Origin of the sequence: Vibrio sp. CDRSL-10 TSBA, from assembly GCA_039696685.1 — a bacterium.
Taxonomy (GTDB): Bacteria; Pseudomonadota; Gammaproteobacteria; order Enterobacterales; family Vibrionaceae; genus Vibrio.
Window position 1 is genome coordinate 2,707,866 of sequence record CP155566.1, and the last position, 26,391, is coordinate 2,734,256.

Consider the following 26,391-nt stretch of genomic DNA (forward strand, 5'->3'; position numbering starts at 1 on the left):
TTATTCGTTAGCTAATATTGATTAATCACTGATAGAGTTCGCCTCCTTGAAGTTCCCTGAGTTAATCACCAAACTCTATTCAAGCGATAACGCCATTATGATGTGGTATCGGGGATGCGGCTTTACGTTCGACTTTTACGTCTGATGGCCAGATCCGTGTCTGAAATTCTCCAAATAATGAACTGCAATGAAAGAAAAAATGATTGTCGGATGGCGAGAAACTCTCAGCCTTCCAGCTTTAGGCATTGATAAAATTAACGCAAAGATCGATACCGGAGCCCGAACGTCTTGCTTACATGCATTTAAGATCGAGAGCTTTCGCAACCAAGATGAACTTTGGGTTCGTTTCTGGATGCACCCAATCCAACATAATGACGACGTCGTCGTCGTGTGTGAAGCTAAAGTGGTCGATGAGCGCACGGTACGTGACTCAGGAGGCCATGAAGAAACCCGCTATGTGGTTCAGTCTGAGATCTGTCTGGGCGGACAAACCTGGCCGGCAGAAATTACCCTGACCAACCGTGAAAACATGGCTTTCCGTATGCTGCTGGGGCGCACCGCAATGCACCACAGAATCATTGTCGATCCTACAGCATCGTTTTTGATCCCTTTCGAGGAGTGTAAATAATGAAAATTGGTATTCTGTCTCGTAATTCGTCTTTGTATTCAACTAAGCGCTTGATCGAGGCTTGTAAGCAACGCGGCCATGAGGTCAAAGTGATCGATGCCCTGCGTTGTTATATGAATATCAATTCACAAGAGCCGGAAATTCACTTTAAGGGTGAACAGCTCTCCGGCTTTGACGCAATCATTCCACGTATCGGCGCCTCGGTCACCTTTTATGGTACAGCTGTCCTGCGCCAGTTCGAGATGATGGGGGTTTATCCGGTTAACGAATCGGTGGCTATCAGCCGCTCACGCGACAAACTGCGCTCGATGCAGCTGCTGTCCCGCAAAGGCATCGGTATGCCAATTACCGGCTTTGCCAGCAAACCGGATGATGTCAAAGACCTGCTCGACATGGTGGGCGGCGCGCCAGTGGTGATCAAACTGCTGGAAGGCACGCAAGGTATAGGTGTGGTTCTGGCCGAAACCCGTAAAGCGGCCGAAAGCGTTATCGAGGCCTTTATGGGTCTGAAAGCCAACATCATGGTTCAGGAATACATTAAAGAAGCCGGCGGTGCTGATATCCGCTGCTTCGTCATCGGCGACAAGGTCATCGCGGCAATGAAACGTCAGGGCGCAGAAGGCGAATTCCGCTCTAACCTGCATCGTGGCGGTACCGCATCACTGATCAAGATTACTCCGACCGAACGCAAAACCGCGATTGAAGCGGCCAAATCAATGGGGCTCAATGTCGCGGGTGTCGATCTGCTGCGCTCTGAGCGCGGCCCACTGGTGATGGAGGTGAACTCATCGCCGGGCCTGGAAGGCATCGAAGCTGCAACCGGAAAAGACATCGCAGGAATGATTGTCGAATTCATTGAAAAAAATGCGGCCAGTAAAAGGACTAAAACACGTGGTAAAGGCTAACAGAAAACAGATACCCTACCAATTCCTGGGGGAAACCATTCCCCCAGCCAGCCGAAAAGTCATCGAGCTGGAAGCGGCGAAGCTTTATACCCATTCGCCGCTCTCAATCCCGGTCGAAATCATCCACGGTTACGCACCGGGTCCGGTTCTGATGGTGAATGCCGCCATTCATGGCGATGAACTCAACGGTGTTGAGATTGTCCGCCAGCTCAACAGCACCATAGACCCGAAAAAACTCAAAGGCACACTGATAGCGGTGCCGATCGTCAATGTATTTGGCTTTATTCATAAATCCCGTTACCTGCCGGACCGCAGAGACCTCAACCGTTGCTTTCCGGGCAGCGAAAAAGGCTCGCTCGCCTCACGTATGGCGCATACGTTCTTTTCTCAGGTTGCTCTCAACTGCGATTACATCATCGATCTGCATACCGGTGCCATTCATCGCACCAACCTGCCGCAGATTCGTGCCGATTTGAGCAACGAAGAAACATTACGTATTGCACAGGCGTTTGCGACTCCGGTAGTGATTGATTCGCCGTTGCGTAACGGCTCGCTGCGCAGTGAGGCAGAAAAAGCCGGTATTACCGTTCTGACCTATGAAGCCGGTGAAGCACTGCGCTTTGAGCCTATTGCGATTAATGCCGGCATTGTGGGCGTTAAACGGGTGATGCAGGCGGTGGGTATGTTACGAGCCAGCCGCAAGAAACTGCCGACCTCCGTGATTGCCAAATCCACCAGCTGGCTGCGCGCGGAAGCAGACGGCATCCTGCGCACCGTGGTGTCGCTGGGCGATCGGGTAGAAAAAGGTCAGGTTTCTGGCGTATATCAACTCCCCGCTGGGTAACGTCGAGGTCGAGATCAAGGCGAATAAAGGCGGTATTGTGATTGGTCAGCAAACACTGCCGCTGGTTAATGAAGGCGATGCCGTGTTCCATCTGGCCTATTTCACCCAGCGTGATGATGTGGTCGAACAGGTTGTCGGCGACTTTATTGAAGAAGTCGCAGATACCGATCTCGAACCGCTGACGACGGGGCAGATAATGCCACCCTCCCCGCTTTGAGCCGGCAACATTGTACTGTTCACAAACAGATGCTGTTCACACAGAAATGCTGAGCACAAAGATACCAAGTCACAGTACAAAACAGACTAACGCCACATAGCCAAAGCCCCTGCAGCGATGCAGGGGCTTTGTTGTTTTCGTGAGTAGCTTGTCGCCGGCATTAACCCAGTGATGCCCAGATAACCGTAATCACCAGCAGCGGGCAGACAAAGCGTACATACCAAGGCCAGATTTTGCCAAACAGGCTTTGGCTGAACTCCGGAAAACCCTGGCGCAGCTCATTGAATTTCTCGTTACGTTTCCAGACCCAACCACCAAACAGACAGAACATCAGGGCGGCGACCGGCTGCAGATACTGGGTGGCGGTCTTTGCCACCAGGCCAAACAGCGCGCCAAAGTTATACACGATCACCACACTAAACAGCGCAATCAGACCGCCCAGTACCCAACTGGTTGGAGTACGTTTGGTATTCAGACGTTCACTGACCAGAGCAACCGGACACTCAAGCATCGAAATCGATGACGTTAAAGCGGCAATCGTCAGCAGCAGGAAGAAAACAATCGCAAACAGCTGCCCCAGCAGCCCCAAGCTGTCAAACATTAGTGGCAGAACCGTAAACACCAGCGTGTCCGAGCTGAGCAGAGAACCATCCTGGGCATAGATTTCAACCCCTTTGTGCATCGCGACAAACATCGCAGGCATCACTACCAGACCGGCAATAAACGCGACCGCTGTATCGACCAGAGTGACACTCATTGCCATTTTCGGCAGATTCTCTTTTTTGCTCAGATACGAACCGTAAATCAGCATTGAGCAACCACCAATGGTGAGAGAAAAGAAGCCTTGCCCCATCGCGGCCAGAATCAGGTCGCGATCCCAAATCTTGGTAAAGTCCGGGACCAGATAATGCTGTAAGCCTTCCATCGCCCCCTGCTGGAACATGATGTAGACAAACAGGACGGCAAACAGGACAAACAGTGCCGGCATTAAACGGGTCGACCACTTTTCAATTCCCTGCTTCACGCCGCCCTGCACAATCAAAATCGTCAGGACATAAAACAGCAAGGTACCCAATAAATTACGCTCAACCGAAAAACCTTTAAACCATGCGGCGGCGTCAGTCAGACCGAGTACATCACTCATGGCGCCAAACATATAGCAGAGGATCCAACCGCCGACAATGCTGTAAAAGGCCAGCACGGCACTTGGCACACTGAGGCCAATCCAGCCAACCAAACCACCAATACGCTTGGCGACATGATTATCAGTAAGTGAGTGCATACTATCAACCGGATTTGCCTGGCCGTAGCGACCAATCGCCATTTCGACCACCAACATCGGATAGGCAACCACAAAGATAAGGATCAGATAGACCAGCAAGAAGGCTCCGCCACCATTACTGGCTGCCTGAGTAGGAAACCCCCAGATATTGCCCAGTCCGACCGCAGCGCCGGCCGCAGCCAGGATAAAGCCCAGACGGGATCCAAAGGTTTCTCGAGAATTGTTCTGTGCCATTACGACTCACACATACCATTAAACTAGTTGGCTAGTACACTAATATAAACCAACAAAATACTCAATGAGTAAAAGAATGGTTTACTGGATAAATCGTATTTTTAGCTTAATTTGTGTGGCAAAGGAGAGCCTGTATGGTTTTTCTGTTTGCCAGCTTGCCAGTCGACCACTTGATAGCGATTCCGCCCGGTATGTTTGGCCTGATACAAAGCAGCATCCGCATGATGGAATAAGTGCAGATAATCATCGAGTCCCGCTTGAAACGCTTTGACGCCACCGATACTGACAGTAACCGTTTCTCCTAGAGGGGAACTTTGGTGTGGGATCGCCAACTGACGGATCTGTGCACATAATTGCGCGGCATAATGGCTGATATTAGGCTCACTATCGCCAGCCAACACGACACAGAAACTCTTCACCGCCAAAACGGGCGACCACTTTATCGCCACTAAAGTCGATCTGCTCCAAAGCCTGGGCAACTGATTTAAGCACCTCATCGCCCTCAAGATGGCCGTAGTAGTCGTTATACAACTTAAAGTAATCGACATCGATCAGATAGACCGCTAACCAGTCATATTTGAGTTCAGCAATAAAGTGTTTCAGTTGCCGCTCCAGCTTACGCCGGTTGGAAAGTCGGGTCAGAGGATCGTGATCAGATTGCCAGCGCAATTTATTGCGGCTCTCTTCAAGCTCAGCAAAAATCCGATTAATTGCACGGGCAAAATCCTTCATTTCACGCGATACAAACAAGCTTTCGTCCGGCATTTTACCGCGTGACGCTTTAAAATTCTCCAGCGCCATATTAGCTTGGGTAATCGGCCGCACCAGATAACCGACCATGAGTAAGCTGACAAAGAACAGCAACAGCGAGAAAGCGATCAATGCGATAATTTCGTCAGTGCGAATAAAATCGGGCAGCTTCACTTTATGCCACAACTTGATCAGCACACTCGCATGGCCCTGAAAATCAAGCGGAGTAAGGTAAGTCACATTGACTTGCTTAGCAGGTAAAGAAGTAAAAGGCGCCCGACTCAGGACATCAATATCAGTCCCGGTTGCCTGTTCGACCACGCTCTCAAACTGGCTGCGTACCTTCTTCATAAAGATCAGAAAACCTTTGTCACAGTTCAATCCTTCGCTGTCACATACCCTTGATGCTGCGGCCAGATAAGGCTCCTGATCGATGACGACGAAACGCACTTTCGGATCAACCATGTCAGCCGAAGAGCGCTGCGACTCACGCAGCATGACCGGGAAATAAGGAATAAAGCTGTCATAGCCGATCTGCTGACCGGCTTCATCATCATATTGCATCCCCCACACCAGACTGGCATCGGGAGCAAAAATGAATATCCCGTCCAGTGACTGGGAAGTAAACGCATGAATGCCGATACTGTCTTCAACAAAGCTGGGATCAGGCGAAACAATATAATCGGCCATGTCATTCCAGGCCGCATAGTCCGCCATCGAGCTGCCCATCTCCTTCTTTTCCAACGCAATCACGGTTTCGACCCGCTTGGTCTCTTCATGCTGCAAAAGCAGAGCATGTTGCGTCTCACGTTCAAATGACCAGAAATATTTAAACGTGAGATAAAAAAACACAAAACAGACCACCACACAGGTGGCGGTAATCGCGGTTAACCAACGAATACTGATATTGGAAAGTAACATGGCACCTAACTAAACAGGAATAACGAAAAAGAGCGCCGTCGCGCCCTTTTATTTTAGATCGTAAAAACCTGATAATTCTTGAGTTCAGGTATCTTTTTATGCAGTTGTTGCTCTTGTTGCACCATTTCGTCGAGCGAATCACATAACTCTTGACGTTCTTCCTCGATGGTTTGTGAATGCTCACTAAATCTCTGTTCCAGACGCGAGCGCAACTGGGCCATGGTGTTCCCCAGCTCGGTCAGGTTGATGCCGCCATCTTGGCTCATCTTAGCGGCAATCGCGTCAAACGCACCGCTGAGAAATTCCTGGGTAAACAGCGCACGGGCTTTATCAAAATCCTGCTGCCATTGCTGGCTCATGGATTCAAACGTATCCGCCGGCAGAACCCAGTCGCCCTCTTTTTGGTAGCGGGCTTCAATATCCGTCACAAACTGCTGCAGTGAATGTTTGACCTTGTCAAACGCCTGTGGCGAATCGATACTGTCAGCCACATCGTCCAGAATATCATTGGCCATGGCAACGCCATCCTGGGCAACCTGACGCGCTTTCGGTAACGCGTCGGCGATACTTTCACGGTAGGACTCCAGCGCATCCTGCTGCTCGGAATTCAGCGCCTGTTTCTGACCTGACAAATACAGATTGTTGTCGTGATCCAGTAAGGCTGTCGCACCATTGGCGGTATGGATTTCAACATCAGAGCCACGGCTGAGACGCAGTTCATTTTTCACATCCACCGTCTGGCACTGAGCCGCCCACAAAGAGCCACTGGATAACAAAGAAATCACTAATACTAACTTTTTCATCATAGCCTCAGTTTGTCTGTTTTCGCTCACCATAACCAAAACCATTCAGCGCTTGGTTAGCCGCGTGTCAGTTATTGCTCTGACTGATGTGACCATCGTCAATGCTGCGCAGCATATGCTGTCGCCAAATAAAGCGCAAGCGTGGCGCATACATCTGCCGGTGACAGGTTCCATCGTGGTGGATTCAAAAAAAACTCAGTTGCCGGATCTGATCTTCCGGCTTTAACATTACGCTCAATCCAAGCAACCGAATTTCGCGTCCTTTTTGCCGTTTGAGCACCTCGCTCAGCAACAGCTTAAAATCTTCCAGTTCAAGCTGTGGGTGAATGTGCTCTATGGTGGTCTGCTGAAAATCGGCGAACTTCACTTTAATCCCCTGCTTGATGATACCGCGCTCGGCCGCGGCGCGGGTCAGACGAGCATCCAGTTCAGGGTAGAGACGCTGCTCAATCACCTGCCAGCACTCCTCGTAAGTCGAAATATTGTGGCTGAAGGTTCGCTCGACCCCGACCGACTTGCGCTCGCGTTCAACCACGACTTCTCGCTCATCAATGCCGTGGCTTTTCTTCCATAACGACGCTCCCAAGCGACCAAAGCGGCGCAGCAGCTCCCGGTAGTCACTGTTCTTAATATCTTCGCACACAAAAAAACCGGCCTGATTGAGCTTTTCCAGGCTGACTTTGCCGACCCCGGGTATCTTGCCCAGAGGCAGCTTATCGACCACGTCCTGAACCTGTTCCGGCGTCACCACATAACAGCCGTTAGGTTTGTTGATATCGGAGGCGACTTTGGCAAGAAACTTAACCGGAGCAACCCCGGCCGATGCGGTCAGATGCAGCTCATTCCAGATATCGCGCCGGATGGCTTCAGCAATCAGAGTCGCGCTACCGTGGCAAGCCGGTGATTCGGTGACATCCAGGTAGGCTTCATCCAGCGACAATGGCTCAATCAAATCGGTATAGCGCTGAAAAATAGCATGAATCTGGCGGGAAACGTCTTTATAAACCGACATGCGCCCGGGAAACCACCAGCAGGCCCGGGCACAACTTTATCGCCTGGGCCGTCGGCATCGCTGAATGCAAACCGAACTTACGGGCTTCATAGTTACAGGTGCTCAACACGCCACGCTGCTTCTCTGAACCGCCGACAGCCATCGGCCGGCCGCGGTAGTGAGGGTTATCCCTCATTTCCACAGCAGCATAGAAACAGTCCATATCAATATGGATAATTTTACGAATCCGCTCGGCCATCTTTGTTCAGTCAGTGATGATAGATTACTGGTTAAAAAAACAGTATACACCAGTTAAGCCGCGAATCGATCAGCATGAGCAACAATTCATCGATCTGCTTTCATCTGTCAGTGAAGCGAACAAGCCAATGAGACGTCCGGGAGGCACTGCTGTGTCTCAAGCAATCATTCAGGGACGCAGCATCACATCGAGCTGATCCACCAGCTCCGCCCAGTCAGCATCCTGTTCAATCGCCTGTTTGAGAAAATGCGCCTGGGATGCGCTCCAGAATCGCGCCTCATATAAAGGCGCACTGTCACGCTGATGCTTATGCTGAGTAATAAAATCGCGCATTTCCTGCGGACTGCTGCCTAACCCGAGCTGTTCAAACAGCTCCGCCATACCATGTTGATGCAGTTCCATAATTCCTCCAATAAGGGGATTGCTCTGATCCCATGAGTGCGTAAAACAATCTAACGTGTCAGGACACAATAAATATCCGAACCCGCTTTCATTGAGTATAGCGGTGCCAGGCGAAAGCACCTGCCAGGCCACAGGCATAAAAAAACCGGCCTGAGCCGGTTTTCTCTGCTATTTGGCTTTAAGCAATTATTAGCTTTTAAGCCGTGGCAACGAGTTAAGCAATGCGATCTTTTTCCCATGCCGCAATGCGTTCCGCACGGGCTGCTTCTCGCGCTTCGCGCTTCTTACGCGCATCACACGGCTCAGGACAGTTACACACTTTCTCGATGCCAACCGCACCCAGACCACCGCAGCTGCCTTTAACCACTTTTTTCTGGAAGATATAGCCGACCGCCATCGCAGCGATAACAGCCAGAAATACTCCGAATGTAATCAGAAAAGTATTCATAATTCCACGCTCACTCAGTTAATTACGGTTGAGATAAGGCTTGAAAGCACTTGATGCGACTTCTTTAAAACCATCGTCAGTCTTTACAATCATAAAGACCGGAACCTGGTTTTGTTCCGCAATCTCAATTCCTTTTTTATCGCCTAATACCATCAGGCCGGTCGCCAGACCATCGGCCGTCATACAGGACTTATCTAATACGGTAACAGATACTACACGGTTATGTATAGGACGCCCAGTCTGTGGATCGATAATGTGCGAGTAACGGACACCATCACGTTCAAAGTAATTGCGGTAATCACCGGAGGTGGCAATCGCCATGTCGCCCGGCTCAATGATTTCCTGCACGCTACGTTCATCAACGGTTGGTTTCTCCACCGCAATACGCCACGGCACACCATCACGGTTAAGGCCTTTGAGCCGGATTTCTCCGCCGACTTCCACCATGTAGTTGTGAATGCCCTCTGATTGCAGATAGTCAGCAACCACATCCACACCCCAGCCTTTGGCAATCGTTGACAGGTCAACATACAGATGCGGCAGATCTTTACTCAGCTTATTACCATCCACACTCAGATGATGAATACCGACATTCGCCTTACGCTCGGCCAGTTTCCTCGTCACTCGGTACCACTTCCGGACGTGCCTCAGGGCCAAAGCCCCACAGATTGACCAGAGGACCGACGGTCACATCCAGTGCGCCTTGCGTCACCTGATTAAGACGAATCGCCTCTTTCACCACGGTCGCAGTCTGCTCAGAAACCTCATACGGATCCGTACTCTGATGCTGATTAAAACGACTCAGCTCTGAATCCTTACGGTAGGTCGACATCTGGTCGTTGACCTGCTCCAGCAAGCGATCCACTTCGGTTTGCAAATCTTGTGACGACGGCTGGCCGTCCTGAACTATGTATTTAATGTTGTAGGTCGTGCCCATAGTCGGGCCACTTAAATGCACTTGCTGAGGTGGCTGCTCACAACCAGCCAACAGCATTAAGGATGCGAATGCAACAAGCCAGGTTTTCACTTGTTTACTCCTTGAGGTCAGTAAATAGATATAGGGAAATCCGAATCCCGGCGGTCAGCAGGCTCCTCGCCTTATTTACCTATATCTACTCAGATATGTCTCGGTGTGAATATATTGATACCCAAACCAGAGAGCCAAAAAAAGAATGGCTGACTCAAACGAGCCAGCCATAGAGATATCACTTACTGTGGATTAACCACCGAAGTCATCCAGCAGGATGTTTTCGTCTTCAACACCAAGGTCTTTCAGCATACCGATAACGGCGGCGTTCATCATTGGTGGACCACACATGTAGTATTCACAATCTTCAGGCGCATCATGGTCTTTCAGATAGTTTTCGTACAATACGTTGTGGATGAAGCCAGTGTAACCATCCCAGTTGTCTTCCGGCGTAGGATCAGACAGTGCACAATGCCAAACGAAGTTATCGTTCTCGCTTTGCAGCATGTCGAAGTCTTCTACGTAGAACATTTCACGACGTGAACGTGCACCGTACCAGAAAGACATCTTACGTTTAGATTGCAGACGTTTCAGTTGGTCGAAGATATGTGAACGCATCGGAGCCATACCAGCACCACCGCCGATAAAGACCATTTCTGCGTCAGTATCTTTGGCGAAGAACTCACCGAACGGACCAGAAATTGTACACTTATCACCTTCTTTCAGTGACCAGATGTAAGAAGACATTTGGCCTGGTGGTACGTCTGGGTTGTTTGGCGGCGGAGTCGCGATACGCACGTTCAGCATGATGATGCCAAACTCTTCCGGGTAGTTAGCCATTGAGTATGCACGGATGATTGGCTCATCCACTTTAGACTCGTAGCGGAACAGGTTGAATTTATCCCAGTCACCACGGAATTTTTCCGGTACGTCGTAATCGGCGTACTTAACATGGTGAGCAGGTGCTTCAATCTGAATGTAACCACCAGCACGGAAAGGTACTGATTCGCCATCCGGGATCTGCAATTTCAGTTCTTTGATGAAAGTCGCTTTGTTATCGTTAGAGATAACAGTACATTCCCACTTCTTAACACCAAAGATCTCTTCCGGCAGTTCCAGTTCAAGATCGTTTTTCACTGCAACCTGACAAGCCAGACGCTCACCTTCACGCGCTTCACCTTTAGTAATATGGTCAAGCTCGGTAGGGAGAATGTCGCCACCGCCAGATTTAATTTTCACACGGCACTGACCACAAGAGCCACCACCACCACAAGCAGACGAAACGAATACGCCAGAGCCCGCCAGGGCACCCAGCAGCTTACCGCCTGGTTGGGTCACGATCGCTTTTTCAGGATCGCCATTGATAGAGATTGTAATGTCACCTGTTGGTACCAGCTTAGATTTGGCGAACAGAATCACCAGAAACCAGAGCCAGAACAATCAGAGTAAACATCACTACACCAAGAATAATGTCCATTGACTATTCCTTTATTGTTGCGGTTTACCCGACTTACAGTTGAACACCAGAGAAAGACATAAAGCCCAGCGCCATCAGACCCGCTGTGATAAAGGTAATACCCAGACCACGCAGACCAGGAGGCACGTCAGAATATTTCATCTTCTCACGGATACCTGCAAGAGCGACGATAGCCAGCATCCAACCCAGACCAGAACCGAATCCGTAAACCACAGATTCACCGAAGTTGTAGTCACGTTGTACCATGAAAGATACACCACCAAAGATCGCACAGTTTACTGTGATCAGCGGCAGGAAGATGCCCAGCGCGTTGTACAGAGGCGGGAAGAAACGATCGAGGATCATTTCCAGAATCTGTACCAGCGCCGCAATTACACCGATAAAGGTAATAAAGTTCAGGAAGCTAAGATCCACTCCCGGAGCCAGCGCATCAGGTTTCAGAACCAGATTATAAACCAGGTTGTTAACTGGTACAGAGATAGTCAGTACAACAGTTACCGCAATGCCCAGACCAAATGATGTCTTAACTTTCTTAGATACCGCCAGGAAGGTACACATACCCAGGAAGAAAGACAGTGCCATGTTCTCGATGAAAATCGATTTAACCAGCAAACTAATATAATGTTCCATGACGCCCTTACTCCTTCGCTTCTACTTGTTCAGGTTTGAAGGTACGGATCGTCCAAATCAGGAAACCGATTAAGAAGAATGCTGAAGGTGCCAGTAGCATCAGACCATTTGGCTGGTACCAGCCACCTTTGCTGATCAGAGGCAGCACTTCCAATCCGAACACTTTGCCTGAACCCAGCAGCTCACGGAAGAAGCCCACAGTGATCAGTACAAAACCGTAACCCAGACCGTTAGCGATACCATCGATGAACGACGGAACCGGTGCTGACTTCATCGCGAATGCTTCTGCGCGACCCATTACAATACAGTTAGTAATGATCAGGCCAACGAATACCGACAGCTGTTTAGAGATGTCGTACAGGTATGCTTTCAGGATTTGGTCTACCACGATTACCAGTGATGCGATGATCGCCATCTGAACGATGATACGAACACTGCTCGGAATGTGGTTACGGATCAAAGACACGAAAAAGTTAGACAGAGCAGTAACAAACATTACCGCCAGAGTCATAACGAATGCCGTTTCCAGCTTAGTCGTTACTGCCAGAGCAGAACAGACACCAAGAAACTTGCAGCGCGATTGGGTTGTTATCCAATACCGGCGCGACAATGCTCTTTTTAAGATCTTTTGCGCTAGCCATTAGTTCAGACCTCCGTCACGAACTTTTGTCAGGAACGGACCAAAGCCCATGTCACCTAACCAAAAGTCGAATTGATGTTGAACACCATTACTGGTCAGTGTTGCACCCGACAGAGCATCAACACCGTGCTCAGAACCTGCTGGCGCGCCACCTTTCACGATTTTAATCGCTGGTTTGTGGTTTTCGTCATACAGCTTCTTACCTGGCCACTGGGCACGCCAAGATGGGTTTTCAACTTCGCCACCCAATCCAGGAGTTTCACCCTGTTCGTAGTAAGTAATGCCCGCAACAGTGTTGCCGTCTGTTTCTACTGCAACAAAAGCGTACATCATAGACCACAGGCCGTTACCGTGAATCGGCAGAATCACTTTAGACACTTTGTCGCCGTCTTTCACCAGGTACACTACGCCGGTATTTGAACGGCGAATGATCTTACCGAAGTCTTCATCTGCTGGCAGTTTGATTGACTCAGCAGGATCTTTCGCTGCTGCGCGCTGATCAAATTGCGCTGCGTTACCTTCGACAAAATCACCGGTCTTAAAATCAATCAGACGCGGTTCGATGTACTGAGCAAACAACTCAGGAACAGAACCTGACTCTTGAATACCCGCAACTTCGATGATTTTGCTTTGCTTGTCTAACAGTGCGTTACGTTGCTGTTTACTACGCAGACCCACTGCCGCTGTCGATACGATGATTGAGCACACCAGGCTCAATGCAATAACAACAAACAGCGTCTTTTTAATGCTATCGTTCTTACTTGCCATAGCGCGCTAGTCTCCGTTTGATGTTTTTCTCAACCACAATGTGGTCGAACAGCGGTGCAAATAGGTTCGCGAACAGAATCGCCAGCATCATACCCTCAGGGTAAGCCGGGTTAATCACGCGGATAAGCACACACATTAGGCCAATCAGAATACCGTATGCCCACTTCGCTTTATTAGTAAATGAAGCGGAAACCGGGTCCGTCGCCATGAAGAACATACCGAATGCAAAACCACCCAGAACCAGGTGCCAGTGCCAAGGCATGCTGAACATTGCGTTGGTATCTGAACCAATCACATTAAACAGGGTCGACAGCGCAATCATACCGATCATCACACCTGCGATGATGCGCCATGAAGCAATACCCATATAAACGATAAATGCAGCGCCGATAGCCAGAGCCAGCGTCGATACTTCACCAATAGAACCAGGAACATTACCGATGAAAGCATCCATCCAGGTAATTGCCTGGCCAGTTGCCGAGTTCACCAGAGCACCGTTACCGCCTTGTGCCCACTGGCTCAGTGCTGTTGCACCAGAGAAGCCATCTGCCGCAGTCCAAACCAGGTCACCAGAGATTTGCGCCGGGTATGCAAAGAACAGGAATGCACGGCCTGCCAGAGCAGGGTTCAGGAAGTTACGACCTGTACCACCGAACACCTCTTTAGCAACCACGACACCAAAGGTAATACCCAGAGCCGCTTGCCATAGTGGCAGCGTTGGCGGAACGATCAGTGCGAACAGGATAGAAGTAACAAAGAAACCTTCGTTAACTTCGTGCTTACGCACCATACAGAACAGCACTTCCCAGAAACCACCGACAATAAAGACAGTCGCGTAGATAGGCAGGAAGTAAGTTGCACCCAGCAGCATTTTGCTGCCCCAACCCGCGTCAGACGCAAGCGTGCCACCCAGCATCTCTGTCAACCAGTAATGCCAGTTGCCATCGATGATAGAGGTCAGTTGCGCACCCGCATACATGTGGTTTAGTGCTGCGATAGCCTGACCACCAGCGTTGTACATACCCCAGAACATTGCCGGGAATACTGCTAGCCAAACCATGATCATGATACGTTTCAAATCAACGCTATCACGAACGTGTGAGCTTTTTTTCGTCACCAAGCCAGGGGTGTAGAACACTGTCGCAACAGCTTCGTACAGAGCAAACCATTTTTCATGTTTGCCACCTGGTTCAAAGTGAGGCTCGATATCTTCAAGAAACTTTTTGAGGCCCATGAAAATTACCCTTCCTTCTCAATCTTGTCCAAGCACTCACGCAGAAGCTGACCGTACTCGTACTTACCCGGACATACAAAGGTACACAGCGCTAGATCTTCTTCGTCCAGTTCCAGTGCGCCCAGTGCTTGCGCACTGTCGGAGTCACCGGCACAAAGATCACGAAGCAACAGAGTCGGCTCCATGTCCAGCGGCAATACTTTTTCATAGTTACCGATTGGTACCATTGATCGATCACTACCGTTCGTCGTTGTGGTCATGTTGAACAGCTGACCTTTGAACAGGTGACCCAAGAAGGCACGGGTGACTGAGAATTTGTTCTTACCCGGCATAGCCCAGCCCAGGAAGTCCTTCTCGCGACCTTCACGCAGTACAGAGACTTGCAGATGGTAGCGACCAAGGTAAGCATGAGGACCAGACGCTTTCACACCAGACAGCACAGAGCCAGAGATAACACGCACTTCACCAGGCATGATTTCATTGCTGGTCAGTTGGTCAAGGCTTGCACCTAAAACGGTACGGATAAGACGTGGTTTGTTTACGACAGGGCCAGCCAGTGACACAACGCGCTCACTAAACAGTTCGCCAGTCAGGAACAGCTTACCAATCGCGATAACGTCTTGATAATTGATGCTCCAAGCCACTGTTTCTGCATTTACCGGATACAGGAAATGCATGTGAGTGCCAGGCAAACCGGCAGGGTGAGGGCCGTCAAAGACGTGCTCTTCTACGTTTGACTGAGAAGAACGTGGCAGGCTGTTGCCTTTCTTACACACGTAAACTTTGCCTTCAGTCAGAGCAGACAGCACATCCAAGCCAGCAACGAAGGCTTCGGATTGCTCATTGATGATCACCGCCGGCTCTGCTGCCAATGGATTGGTGTCCATTGCCGTAACAAAGATTGCCTTAGTGGTGGAATCAATAGCGGGAACCTTGCTGAACGGACGAGTACGCAGCGATGTCCAAAGACCAGATTCAACCAGTTGAGTTTTCACCGCTTCACGGTCAAGACTAGCTAGCTGATTGGCTTCAAACTTGTTGAAAGTTACCTGGTCATCACCTGCTACTTCAATCACTACGGATTGAAGAACACGTCTTGCACCACGGTTGATTTCAACAACTTTACCGCTGACAGGTGAAGTAAACAGAACCCCTGGATTCTTCTTATCTTCAAAAAGAAACTTGAGCTTTCTTTACTTCATCACCTACGCGAACATGCATCGTAGGACGCATGCCAACGTACTCTTCGCCAAGCAAGGCGACTTTGTTGATGGCTTTGCCATCACTAATCACCTGGGATGGAGTTCCTGCGATAGGAAGGTCCAAACCCTTTTTTATTGTAATCATACGCACTTGCACTACTTTTTTATCGGGAAAAAGATTCTTTAATTGCGTAAATTCGAGACGCACTGAACTCTGCGAGCTTGCATGAATAGAAGCGACTGCAGAAGTGGACTGTCTCTAGACACGACATTTTCAGTGTCCGCTTCTGGCTGTAAAAAGCCAAAACCGCAACATCCTATTAAAAATCTCAGCACCTAGTCAGAGTGAGATTTATCAGGTGCGATATTCTAGCACCTTTTCGGAACTTGATGCCATGATCAATCCCCTCATCAGTCGCTTTATTTGGGGTTAAATGAAGAAGCAGACCGATGTATTGACCATAAATTTGAAGCACCGCACACTTAACTAGTGCGGCTGTTTTCGCGCACTGGGTCACACATTTATTGACCAAAACAATGCTTGATTCTGATTTTATTAACGCAACTTGTTGAAAAGGTGTTAAGCATTTGCACACTCTTCCACCTGTTCGCGCAATGTTTAAACTTAATGGCCACCACCGACACACATCGGGCTGTCCGGGGCGCTGTTTTCCTTCTCATTCCATTCTTGTGGCGTATAGGTGTGAATCGCCAGCGCATGGATATGATTTGACAGCTCTTCCATCAGTGCCTGGTTGACCTGACGATGACGCGCCAGTAAACGCTGCCCAGCAAAACTGTCACTGACAACAATCACCTTAAAATGGCTTTCCGAACCAGGCGCAACATTGTGCATATAGCTCTCATTTATAACTTTAAGATATTCTGGCTGAAAAGCATTATGTAATTTGGTTTCAATCACTTCTTGAATCATAGGTATTCCTTGTCACGCGAACGCGGATAAACGTAAACCGGATGGCTCAACACCAGCATAGAGGCTTAGCGTATAAAGCGTCATTTAAGGCTGATGGCCTTTAAACTGATGGTCTTTAAATATGTGGCTTAGTTTACTCGCGCATGACGGGAAGAGAAAGGTTTTGGTTTCAACATCCATGTCCATTTGAGACAATGAACGCGACTTGTCATTAACTACATTGCAAATATGAAAACTGAGCTTTCACTTCACGAACGCCACCTCACGCTAAGCCGTTTCCCGCCGCGTAACAATGAGACGCTGCAAGCCTGGGACGCCGGTGACGAGTATCTGATTAATTATGTTGAGGATTCGGGCTTGCCGGCTGACAGCCACATTCTGGTCCTCAACGACAGCTTTGGAGCGCTGAGCTGCTGGTTCTCTGACCAGCACCGGGTCACTATGATGAGCGACTCGTATATCGCCCATCAGGCCACGCTGAACAACTTACAACACAACCATTGCGCCCCGGTGACATTACTGAGCACGTTAGATGCTATACCTGACGATGTCGATCTGGTCATCATGCAAATACCGCGTAATAACCGTCACTTAGTATGGCAACTTAGCCAGTTAAGGCAGCACCTGCCAACATCGTGCCAGGTTATCGCCGTCAACAAGGCGAAAGAGATTCATACCTCGACGCTTAAGCTGTTTGAGAAGTACCTTGGGACTACCACCACCTCTCTGGCCTGGAAAAAACATCGTTTAGTGTTCAGCCAGCCAGACAGCCAGGTCGTACTTGACGTCAGTCCGGATACACGCTGGCAAGTGGAAAACAGCGACATCACGCTGAATAATCTGCCGAACGTTTACTCCGGAGAGAGCCTGGATCAGGGGGCGAGATTTTTATTACCTCACCTGCCGAATGATGAGAAGCTGGAACAGTTTATTGATCTTGGCTGTGGTAACGGCGTGTTATCGGTACGAATGGGTCAGCTTAACCCGCAGGCACGCATTACTTGCGTGGATGAAAGCTTTATGGCGACCGAATCGGCACGGCAAAACCTGCAGAGCAACCTGCAGGGCGAGCGAAATGTGTCCTGTATTACCAATAACTGCCTGGATGGCTTCGAGGCCAACAGCACTCAACTGGTGGTATGTAATCCGCCCTTTCACCAACAGCAGGCGATTACCGACCACATTGCATGGCAAATGTTCTGTGACTCAAAGCATGTTCTCAGTAAGGGTGGCAAATTATTAGTGATCGGCAATCGTCACCTCGGCTACGATGTAAAACTGACGAGATTATTTGGCCGCTCTCAAGTAAAGACTGTCGCCAGCAATAAGAAATTTGTTATCTTACAGGCTATTAAGCAATAAGCATTTAAGCATTTAAGCATGCTCACTAAACGAAAGGAATTGACCATGAAGAAACTGGTTCTCGCGGCGTCTATCGCTCTGTTGACGGCGTGTTCAGCCCCTCAACAGCCACAGCTTAACTTTATGCCTCAGCCAGTGCTGAGCCGCAGCGACATTGTCAAAAACAGCACCTTTACGCTGGTCAGTAAAGATGTTCGCTCTGCGCAGTACGTCGCTTTGGTTGACAGTGGTCGCAATAACATTGAACCGGTCCATGCCAAGCAGAAACGTACGTATCGCACTGGAAAATGCCCTGTCTGAACAGTTCGCTTCTCAAGGCTTCCAGTTGACAGTGAACAGTGAAAACACCGTGACGCTGGAAGTTCAGGAAGCTCTGGTTAACGTCACTCACTCCATTTTTGAAAACCAGATGGATGCAAAAGTAACCCTGGAACTGACCGCAGAAACGCCACAAGGCAAACTGGTAAAAAGCTACAACGGCACAGCAAAACGTACGGCTGCACTGAGCGCATCTGACGAAGACATCGAGAACGTACTTAACGATGTGGTGAACTTAGTGCTCAAAGAGATCTCTAATGACAAAGAATTGCAAACTTACATGAAGGACCGTTTCCGTGGCTAAACTGTGGCTAACGGCACTGGCGCTGCTCAGCAGCGCTGTATGGGCCGGACCGAAAGTAGAATTTGAAACGACACTGGGTAATTTCACTGTCGAGTTGAATGATGAAAAAGCACCGATCAGCAGTGCGAACTTCCTCAAATATGTCGAAGACGGCAGTTACGTCGGTAGTCAGTTCCACCGTATCATCCCGGGCTTTATGGCTCAGGGCGGTGGCTATGATAAAGACATGAATCAGCTCAAGACCTACGCACCGATCAAAAATGAAGCAAGCAATGGCCTGGCCAATAATACCGCGACCATTGCTATGGCACGTACCGCGAATCCGAATTCTGCGACACGCCAGTTCTTCATCAACCTGACTGACAATAATTTCCTCGATTATAACCAACGTCCACCGGGTTACGCGGTATTCGGCCAGGTGGTTGAAGGTTTTAGTGTCATTCAGACGATGGCGAAACAGCCGACTCACTCAGTTGGCCGCATGGGCGACGTACCGCAAACTCCTATCGTGATCACCAAAGCCACCCTCATCAAGTAATCTCATCAGGGCTCTGACAATTATCAGGGCCCTGGTTTTAAGGAATCATTCATGCAGAGCGACCAGTCTTATACCTGGAAAGAAACCGTGCTTAGTTACTTTGACCGCCGCTTACTTTGGGTTTTCATGCTCGGCTGTTCAAGTGGTTTCCCTTGGGTGCTGATTGGATCCAGTATGTCCGGTTGGCTGACAGATGCCGGGTTAACCTTATCTGCCATCGGCTACTTTGGCAGCGTGTTCTCGGTCTACGCGATTAATTTCCTCTGGGCACCTCTGGTTGACCGGGTAAAACTACCGCTGCTGCAACCCTTGCTCGGACAACGCCGCAGCTGGATATTTTTCTGCCAAAGCCTGGTTCTGCTCTGTACACTGGCGATTGCCAAGGTCGACCCGGCCAGTAACCTGTTGCTCACTTCCATGCTGGCACTGGCGATTGCCACCGCTTCAGCTACCCAAGACATCGCCATTGATGCTTTTCGTATCGACAGCTTTCCTAAATCAGAGCCCTCCAAACTGCCCCAGGCTTCAGCCATGGCCGTCATCGGATGGTGGACCGGCTATTCGCTGCCGGGTTATCTGGCCTTTGTCAACGCAGACCAGGTCGGCTGGAATCAGGTTTACCTCGGGATGGCCGCTATTGTGGTACTGCTGATGTTTTTTACCCTATTAGTGGGTGAGCCCAAAACCCTGCGCGATCAACTGCAACAACAAGCAGAGAGTCGTCACAGCAAGTATGTCCATTCAAAGCTCGGCCGCTGGCTGAGTGTCACTCTGATTGAGCCTTTCGTTGACTTCTTTCGCCGTAACGGCACTCAGGTGGCTCTTACCCTGTTGCTGTTCGTATTCTTGTTTAAGATTGGTGAAGCGTTTCTTGGGTCGAATGTCGATCGCCTTCTATAAGGAAATCGGTTTTAGTAATGAACAAATTGGCTATTACTCTAAACTCATTGGATGGGGAATGACCATGCTGTTTACCTTTATCGGCAGCATGTTCAACGTGCGGTTTGGTATTGTGCGCGGCCTGATGATTGGCGGCATTGCCATGTCGGCCAGTAATCTGATGTTCTCGTGGATTGCCGAAGTCGGACCAAATGAGGATCTGCTGCTGGCAACTATATTTGTCGATAACTTCACCACCGCTTTCTCTACCGTGGCATTTGTTTCCTTCCTTACCGTTGTCACCGGCCAGGCATTTTCCGCTACCCAGTACGCCTTATTAGCCTCTTTGGGTAACTTTGGTCGTACGGTATTGGCATCGTTCAGCGGCAATCTGGCAGAGATGCTCGATAACTGGTCGCTGTTCTTTATCCTGACAGCTGTCATGGTGGTTCCGAGCCTGATTATGCTTTATTCGCTGCGCCACTACTTCACAGACATGCTGCGCAATGCCCAGCAAAAACATCAAGACGAAGTCTCATCGGTCAAGCAGAGCGATTAATCTTCCGGACCACTGAATGGTTAAATAAAAAACCGCCTGTCGGCGGTTTTTTATTAGCTTAACGCTTGGCCAGTCCTTTACGCTGCAGATAATCGAGCATGTAAGGGCGAGACTCCTGACTGAGCTTAGTGGTGATTTGCTCAGACCAGCCCTGCTGCTTAGCGTTACTTGAGCGGGAGCTGTAGTACTCGATCATGGTCTGATCGTATTGTTCGATCAATGCATGATCGAGTGGCTGATAGCTGTTCTCATGCACGATCACCTGAGGGCTGAGACGAGGCTTGAGTTGAGGATCCTGATCCGGTTCTCCAAGGCACATACCAAACAACACCGCAGTATAGGGAGGCAGGTCCAGCAGAGCATCAACCTCATCCGGCGCGTTACGCAACCCACCAATGTAGACGCCACCCAGACCGATAGATTCTGCAGCCAGCAAACAGTTCTGCGCCATAATACCTGAGTCAACCGCACCGATTAAAGTCAGTTCCATAAACTCAGGTTTGACATTCGGGTTCATCGCGTAATGACGCTGATAGTCGATACAGAACACCAGAAACTCTGCCGCACTCTCGACATATACCTGATTACCCGCCAGTTGAGCGAGCTTGGCCCGCTTCTCTTGATCGGTGATCCGGATGATAGAGACAACTTGTAACAAGCTGGAAGATGAGGCGGAAATACCTGACGCAATGATAGTATCCAACTGCTCTTTGGATACCGGTGTATCGGTGAAAGCCCGAATCGAGCGATGTCCCTGAATCGTTTCAATGACACTGTTCATACCCAGCTCTCCCGTAATTAATAATGTTCGCCGTTGTCGTAATACTGTTCCGGCTTGAGCGCAGTAAAAATAACCGCGACATTAAGCTCTTCACCGATAACATCACGCACCTGACGGGTAATGATTTCGGCAACCTTATCCTGCTTTTCCTGGCCCCGATCGAACCAAAGGACTTCGACAAACGGATAAGCCGGAGAGACTTCTTCCTCAAAGAAAAACGTGGTGTAGATATATTCAAAGGTAAAATCAGCACGCGGCGACTGCATGATCGACTCTAGTTCATCAATCAGGCTTTTGGATAATACTTGTACCGTCTGCGGCTCTACCGCGCGAAAACGAAAATGTGGCATAAATTTACTTCCTCTTTTTCAAAGCATAATAACAGCTTAAAAATAGAGGTTCGACCTTATGCCACTCAATTTATTTAATTGATATCCCGCCACCATCAAATCAAGTGCGATTTAAAGAAGATCAAGGTTTTCCCCCAGGCCGATTCGGCGGCCTCTTCGTTGTAACGGGCAGTCGAATCATTATGGAAACCATGGTTCACACCAGGGTAAACCACCGCCTCATAAGGCACCTGATTCGCCTGTAAGACTTGTTGATATTCTGGCCATGTATCGTTAACGCGCTTGTCCAGCTCAGCAAAATGAATCAACAGTGGCCCCTTAACCTGAGCACGCAGACTTTCAGCTGCTGGTGTGCCATAAAATGGTACCCCTGCATTCAGTTCATCCGGTATAACAGCAGCCAGCATATTGACGATATAGCCACCAAAACAGAAACCCACAGCACCAAGCTTACCGGACGATCCCGAATAAGACTTAATAAAACGCGCCGCAGCAATAAAGTCCTGTTCAATTTTAGCGCGGTCCATACTGCTCTGCATTGCGCGGCCATCATCATCATTGCCAGGATAACCGCCGAGTGGATAGAGTGCATCAGGAGCGAAAGCAATGAAACCGTTTCATCGCCAGACGACGGGCGACGTCTTCGATATAGGGATTCAGACCACGATTTTCATGCACAACTAAAACCACCGGCAGCGGTTTGGTCATCTCTTTCGGCATCACCAGGTAGCCACGACCTTTGCCATGCCCTAGAGGTGAATCGAACTCGGTATACGTCGCTTTGATCTTTGGGTCATTGAATGAGACCTGCTCCGCCAAAGCGTAGTTAGGCATCAATACTGAGGTTAGACTCGAAACAGTCAGCCCGACAACAGCCAGACCAGACAAGCGTTTGATGAATTCACGGCGGTCAATGATGCCGTGAGCATATTCGTCATACCAGTCAAACGCTTCCTGAGGAATATCATGAGGCTCCAGGGCCGATTGAGATTGAGAAGAAGTGGTGCTGCGCATAGCAATATCCTTGTCATACAGATGCATAATCCAGTATCAAAAAGCTTAGATGAAATAAGACAAATTGCCTGAATCGACAAGGGAGAATTTACTGCCAAGGGCAAAATAACGTTAGCAGAGGAACCGAAAACTCTACCAATTGGAGCTAAATTTCGTCGATATTCATACCAATCGCACTAATTTTATGATCTAATATCAGCTTCAATAGGAGCTGATATGACGACCCCTGACTTCCCAAAACTTATTCGTGAAACATCCGATGCTAGGATGCGTACGAGACTTCTTGCTATATCTCATTTCGTGGATGGAAAAAGCCGCACTCAGATCGCCAAATATTTAAAAGCCAGCCGTACCAGTATCAATAACTGGGTCGCGGCTTATTTAAAGAATGGTGTTGAAGGCTTGGTAGAAAAGCAGCATACAGGCCGTCCTCCACGACTGACTGAAGACCAGCTATCTCAGTTAAAGCTGTACATCACTTCCAATGCGATTAAGCCTGAAGGTGGCAGACTACAGGGGACAGATATTATTGAATTCATCCATGAAGAATTTGGCCTATCGTACAGCTTATCAGGCATCTATAAGATATTGAGAAAGCTTGATTTAGTTTGGATAACAACGCGTTCAAAGCACCCAAAGCAATCTGTAGAAGCACAAGAAGCTTTTAAAAAAATTCCCAATAGAAACGATCCTTAAGATCCCAGGACATGTTGCTTTAAAAGATGTTCAAATCTGGTTTCAAGATGAAGCCAGATTTGGCCAGCGCAACACAACAACCCGAATATGGGCAGAAAAAGGGACTCGTCCCAGAGCGGTACAACAACAGCAATTTGAGTATGCGTACCTATTTGGAGCGGTGTGCGTTAATACCGGAGAAACTGAAGCTATTGTTGTTCCGATGAGCAACATGGAAGCAATGAAAGAGCAACTCAGGCTCATTTCTCAATCCACACCCGCAGACAAACATGCTGTCGTCATCATGGATCAAGCCAGTTGGCATCAAAGTTATCTTGCTGATTCATTCAAGAACCTGACTGTCATTCATATACCGCCCTATTCACCGGAAACTCAACCCAATAGAGCAGGTATGGAGTTGGTTGCGTCAGAACGAAATAGCCAATAGGTGTTTTGAATGTTACGACGATATTGTCGACAAGCTGTGTAGTGCTTGGAATCGTTTTTGTGCAGACAAAAGCAGAGTCATTTCGCTCTGCTTTAGAGATTGGACTATATTGACCAGTTAATTAGTGTGATTGGTATCAAACGTAAAAAAGCCCCAGTATTGCTGCGGGGACGCCTAGTCTGAGGTTTCTTATACCAATCGCACTAATTTTATGATCTAATATCAGCTTCAATAGGAGCTGATATGACGACCCCTGATTTCCCAAAACTTATTCGTGAAACATCCGATGCTAGGATGCGTACAAGACTTCTTGCGATATCTCATTTCGTGGATGGAAAAAGCCGCACTCAGATCGCCAAATATTTAAAAACCAGCCGTACCAGTATCAATAACTGGGTTGCGGCTTATTTAAAGAATGGTATTGAAGGCTTGGTAGAAAAGCAGCATACAGGCCGTCCTTCACGACTGACTGAAGACCAGCTATCTCAGTTAAAGCTGTACATCACTTCCAATGCGATTAAGCCTGAAGGTGGCAGACTACAGGGGACAGATATTATTGAATTCATCCATGAGGAATTTGGCCTATCGTACAGCTTATCAGGCATATACAAGATATTGAGAAAGCTTGATTTAGTTTGGATAACAACGCGTTCAAAGCACCCAAAGCAATCTGTAGAAGCGCAAGAAGCTTTTAAAAAAATTCCCAATAGAAACGATCCTTAAGATCCCAGGACATGTTGCTTTAAAAGATGTTCAAATCTGGTTTCAAGATGAAGCCAGATTTGGCCAGCGCAACACAACAACTCGAATATGGGCAGAAAAAGGGACTCGTCCCAGAGCGGTACAACAACAGCAATTTGAGTATGCGTACCTATTTGGAGCGGTGTGCGTTATACCAATCACACTAATTAACTGGTCAATATAGTCCAATCTCTAAAGCAGAGCGAAATGACTCTGCTTTTGTCTGCACAAAAACGATTCCAAGCACTACACAGCTTGTCGACAATATCGTCGTAACATTCAAAACACCTATTGGCTATTTCGTTCTGACGTAACCAACTCCATACTTGCTCTATTGGGTTGAGTTCCGGTGAATAGGGCGGTATATGAATGACAGTCAGGTTTCTTGAATGAATCAGCAAGATAACTTTGATGCCAACTGGCTTGATCCATGATGACGACAGCATGTTTGTCTGCGGGTGTTGATTGAGAAATGAGCCTGAGTTGCTCTTTCATTGCTTCCATGTTGCTCATCGGAACAACAATAGCTTCAGTTTCTCCGGTATTAATGCACACCGCTCCAAATAGGTACGCATACTCAAATTGCTGTTGTTGTACCGCTCTGGGACGAGTCCCTTTTTCTGCCCATATTCGGGTTGTTGTGTTGCGCTGGCCAAATCTGGCTTCATCTTGAAACCAGATTTGAACGTCTTTTAAAGCAACATGTCCTGGGATCTTAAGGATCGTTTCTATTGGGAATTTTTTTAAAAGCTTCTTGCGCTTCTGCAGATTGCTTTGGGTGCTTTGAACGCGTTGTTATCCAAACTAAATCAAGTTTTCTCAATATCTTATAGATGCCTGATAAGCTGTACGATAGGCCAAATTCCTCATGGATGAATTCAATAATATCTGTCCCCTGTAGTCTTCCACCTTCAGGCTTAATCGCATTGGAAGTGATGTACAGCTTTAACTGAGATAGCTGGTCTTCAGTCAGTCGTGGAGGACGGCCTGTATGCTGCTTTTCTACCAAGCCTTCAACACCATTCTTTAAATAAGCCGCAACCCAGTTATTGATACTGGTACGGCTGGCTTTTAAATATTTGGCGATCTGAGTGCGGCTTTTTCCATCCACGAAATGAGATATAGCAAGAAGTCTCGTACGCATCCTAGCATCGGATGTTTCACGAATAAGTTTTGGGAAGTCAGGGGTCGTCATATCAGCTCCTATTGAAGCTGATATTAGATCATAAAATTAGTACGATTGGTATTATTGATACTGGTACGGCTGGCTTTTAAATATTTGGCGATCTGAGTGCGGCTTTTTCCATCCACGAAATGAGATATAGCAAGAAGTCTCGTACGCATCCTAGCATCGGATGTTTCACGAATAAGTTTTGGGAAGTCAGGGGTCGTCATATCAGCTCCTATTGAAGCTGATATTAGATCATAAAATTAGTGCGATTGGTATTAATACCGGAGAAACTGAAGCTATTGTTGTTCCGATGAGCAACATGGAAGCAATGAAAGAGCAACTCAGGCTCATTTCTCAATCAACCCCCGCAGACAAACATGCTGTCGTCATCATGGATCAAGCCAGTTGGCATCAAAGTTATCTTGCTGATTCATTCAAGAACCTGACTGTCATTCATATACCGCCCTATTCACCGGAACTCAACCCAATAGAGCAGGTATGGAGTTGGTTGCGTCAGAACGAAATAGCCAATAGGTGTTTTGAATGTTACGACGATATTGTCGACAAGCTGTGTAGTGCTTGGAATCGCTTTTGTGCAGACAAAAGTCGAGTCATTTCGCTCTGCTTTAGAGATTGGACTATATTGACCAGTTAATTAGTGTGATTGGTATTAATATGGCAGGGGGACTAGGTCGGCACACCGAAGATTCGGCCG

At 48.4% G+C, this 26,391-nt stretch carries 17 protein-coding genes and 12 pseudogenes; 10 read left to right on the forward strand and 19 right to left on the reverse strand.

Features of this window, described 5'->3' with window-relative positions; genetic code table 11:
- Positions 1–187: 187 nt before the first annotated feature.
- The 3 genes and pseudogenes from ABDK09_20270 to ABDK09_20280 all read left to right on the forward strand — a co-directional run bounded on the left by ABDK09_20270 (position 188) and on the right by ABDK09_20280 (position 2,594).
- On the forward strand, positions 188–628 hold the full coding sequence (locus ABDK09_20270; protein ID XAW89168.1) for an ATP-dependent zinc protease: 441 nt from the start codon (positions 188–190) through the stop codon (positions 626–628).
- Positions 628–1,533 (forward strand): 30S ribosomal protein S6--L-glutamate ligase, encoded by a 906-nt coding sequence (rimK, locus tag ABDK09_20275; protein ID XAW89169.1) that lies wholly within the window; start codon positions 628–630, stop codon positions 1,531–1,533. The genes ABDK09_20270 and rimK overlap by 1 nt, the downstream gene beginning before the upstream one ends.
- A pseudogene (locus ABDK09_20280) lies at positions 1,493–2,594 on the forward strand (succinylglutamate desuccinylase/aspartoacylase family protein). The gene rimK and the pseudogene ABDK09_20280 overlap by 41 nt, the downstream one beginning before the upstream one ends.
- Before the next feature lie 160 nt (positions 2,595–2,754).
- On the opposite strand, the gene ABDK09_20285 reads toward ABDK09_20280, so the two are convergent.
- The 14 genes and pseudogenes from ABDK09_20285 to bolA all read right to left on the reverse strand — a co-directional run bounded on the left by ABDK09_20285 (position 2,755) and on the right by bolA (position 16,536).
- A complete protein-coding gene (locus ABDK09_20285) occupies positions 2,755–4,110 on the reverse strand; it encodes a sodium-dependent transporter (protein XAW89170.1) in 1,356 nt (451 codons plus the stop codon).
- A 101-nt stretch (positions 4,111–4,211) separates the two neighbouring features.
- A pseudogene (locus ABDK09_20290) lies at positions 4,212–5,781 on the reverse strand (diguanylate cyclase).
- Positions 5,782–5,834: 53 nt separating this feature from the next.
- Complete coding sequence (locus ABDK09_20295) at positions 5,835–6,584, reverse strand: DUF2884 family protein (GenBank protein XAW90792.1); 750 nt, start codon at positions 6,582–6,584, stop codon at positions 5,835–5,837.
- Positions 6,585–6,768: 184 nt separating this feature from the next.
- Positions 6,769–7,834, reverse strand: a pseudogene (gene dinB, locus ABDK09_20300) (DNA polymerase IV).
- Between the two features lie 168 nt (positions 7,835–8,002).
- Entirely contained in the window at positions 8,003–8,236 is a 234-nt protein-coding gene (locus ABDK09_20305; GenBank protein ID XAW89171.1) for a DUF2789 domain-containing protein, read from the reverse strand.
- A 214-nt stretch (positions 8,237–8,450) separates the two neighbouring features.
- Positions 8,451–8,684 carry a (Na+)-NQR maturation NqrM gene (gene nqrM / locus ABDK09_20310; GenBank protein ID XAW89172.1) on the reverse strand — a complete coding sequence of 78 codons (234 nt, stop codon included), beginning with the start codon at positions 8,682–8,684 and terminating at the stop codon, positions 8,451–8,453.
- An 18-nt stretch (positions 8,685–8,702) separates the two neighbouring features.
- Positions 8,703–9,711 (reverse strand): annotated as a pseudogene (locus tag ABDK09_20315) (FAD:protein FMN transferase).
- A gap of 192 nt (positions 9,712–9,903) precedes the next feature.
- Positions 9,904–11,128, reverse strand: a pseudogene (gene nqrF, locus ABDK09_20320) (NADH:ubiquinone reductase (Na(+)-transporting) subunit F).
- Between the two features lie 33 nt (positions 11,129–11,161).
- Positions 11,162–11,758 (reverse strand): NADH:ubiquinone reductase (Na(+)-transporting) subunit E, encoded by a 597-nt coding sequence (nqrE, locus tag ABDK09_20325; GenBank protein XAW89173.1) that lies wholly within the window; start codon positions 11,756–11,758, stop codon positions 11,162–11,164.
- Between the two features lie 7 nt (positions 11,759–11,765).
- Positions 11,766–12,368 (reverse strand): NADH:ubiquinone reductase (Na(+)-transporting) subunit D, encoded by a 603-nt coding sequence (locus ABDK09_20330; GenBank protein ID XAW89174.1) that lies wholly within the window; start codon positions 12,366–12,368, stop codon positions 11,766–11,768.
- Positions 12,369–12,398: 30 nt separating this feature from the next.
- Complete coding sequence (locus ABDK09_20335; protein XAW89175.1) at positions 12,399–13,166, reverse strand: Na(+)-translocating NADH-quinone reductase subunit C; 768 nt, start codon at positions 13,164–13,166, stop codon at positions 12,399–12,401.
- Positions 13,156–14,400 carry an NADH:ubiquinone reductase (Na(+)-transporting) subunit B gene (locus ABDK09_20340; GenBank protein XAW89176.1) on the reverse strand — a complete coding sequence of 415 codons (1,245 nt, stop codon included), beginning with the start codon at positions 14,398–14,400 and terminating at the stop codon, positions 13,156–13,158. The genes ABDK09_20335 and ABDK09_20340 overlap by 11 nt, the downstream gene beginning before the upstream one ends.
- Positions 14,401–14,405: 5 nt before the next feature.
- Positions 14,406–15,747: pseudogene (locus tag ABDK09_20345) on the reverse strand (Na(+)-translocating NADH-quinone reductase subunit A).
- Between the two features lie 480 nt (positions 15,748–16,227).
- Positions 16,228–16,536 (reverse strand): transcriptional regulator BolA, encoded by a 309-nt coding sequence (bolA, locus tag ABDK09_20350; GenBank protein XAW89177.1) that lies wholly within the window; start codon positions 16,534–16,536, stop codon positions 16,228–16,230.
- A gap of 228 nt (positions 16,537–16,764) precedes the next feature.
- Between bolA and ABDK09_20355 the strand changes: the two genes are divergently transcribed.
- The 4 genes and pseudogenes from ABDK09_20355 to ABDK09_20370 all read left to right on the forward strand — a co-directional run bounded on the left by ABDK09_20355 (position 16,765) and on the right by ABDK09_20370 (position 20,496).
- Positions 16,765–17,898 (forward strand): methyltransferase, encoded by a 1,134-nt coding sequence (locus ABDK09_20355; protein XAW89178.1) that lies wholly within the window; start codon positions 16,765–16,767, stop codon positions 17,896–17,898.
- 45 nt (positions 17,899–17,943) lie between these two features.
- Positions 17,944–18,520, forward strand: a pseudogene (locus ABDK09_20360) (YajG family lipoprotein).
- Complete coding sequence (locus ABDK09_20365; GenBank protein ID XAW89179.1) at positions 18,513–19,058, forward strand: peptidylprolyl isomerase; 546 nt, start codon at positions 18,513–18,515, stop codon at positions 19,056–19,058. The pseudogene ABDK09_20360 and the gene ABDK09_20365 overlap by 8 nt, the downstream one beginning before the upstream one ends.
- A gap of 51 nt (positions 19,059–19,109) precedes the next feature.
- Positions 19,110–20,496 (forward strand): annotated as a pseudogene (locus ABDK09_20370) (MFS transporter).
- A gap of 58 nt (positions 20,497–20,554) precedes the next feature.
- On the opposite strand, the gene nfsA reads toward ABDK09_20370, so the two are convergent.
- The 3 genes and pseudogenes from nfsA to ABDK09_20385 all read right to left on the reverse strand — a co-directional run bounded on the left by nfsA (position 20,555) and on the right by ABDK09_20385 (position 22,641).
- On the reverse strand, positions 20,555–21,277 hold the full coding sequence (nfsA, locus tag ABDK09_20375; GenBank protein ID XAW89180.1) for an oxygen-insensitive NADPH nitroreductase: 723 nt from the start codon (positions 21,275–21,277) through the stop codon (positions 20,555–20,557).
- 17 nt (positions 21,278–21,294) lie between these two features.
- Positions 21,295–21,627 (reverse strand): DUF1904 domain-containing protein, encoded by a 333-nt coding sequence (locus tag ABDK09_20380; GenBank protein ID XAW89181.1) that lies wholly within the window; start codon positions 21,625–21,627, stop codon positions 21,295–21,297.
- Positions 21,628–21,722: 95 nt separating this feature from the next.
- Positions 21,723–22,641 (reverse strand): annotated as a pseudogene (locus ABDK09_20385) (dienelactone hydrolase family protein).
- Between the two features lie 216 nt (positions 22,642–22,857).
- Between ABDK09_20385 and ABDK09_20390 the strand changes: the two are divergent.
- Positions 22,858–23,885: pseudogene (locus ABDK09_20390) on the forward strand (IS630 family transposase).
- Positions 23,886–24,007: 122 nt separating this feature from the next.
- Positions 24,008–24,487, forward strand: coding sequence for a winged helix-turn-helix domain-containing protein (locus ABDK09_20395; GenBank protein XAW89182.1), 480 nt, complete (start codon positions 24,008–24,010; stop codon positions 24,485–24,487).
- Positions 24,488–24,672: 185 nt separating this feature from the next.
- On the opposite strand, the pseudogene ABDK09_20400 reads toward ABDK09_20395, so the two are convergent.
- Both ABDK09_20400 and ABDK09_20405 read right to left on the reverse strand, forming a co-directional pair.
- Positions 24,673–25,700, reverse strand: a pseudogene (locus ABDK09_20400) (IS630 family transposase).
- Between the two features lie 53 nt (positions 25,701–25,753).
- Positions 25,754–25,900, reverse strand: a pseudogene (locus ABDK09_20405) (IS630 family transposase).
- On the opposite strand from ABDK09_20405, the gene ABDK09_20410 reads away from it, so the two are divergent.
- Positions 25,879–26,331 (forward strand): transposase, encoded by a 453-nt coding sequence (locus ABDK09_20410; GenBank protein ID XAW89183.1) that lies wholly within the window; start codon positions 25,879–25,881, stop codon positions 26,329–26,331. The pseudogene ABDK09_20405 and the gene ABDK09_20410 overlap by 22 nt on opposite strands.
- Positions 26,332–26,391: the final 60 nt, after the last annotated feature.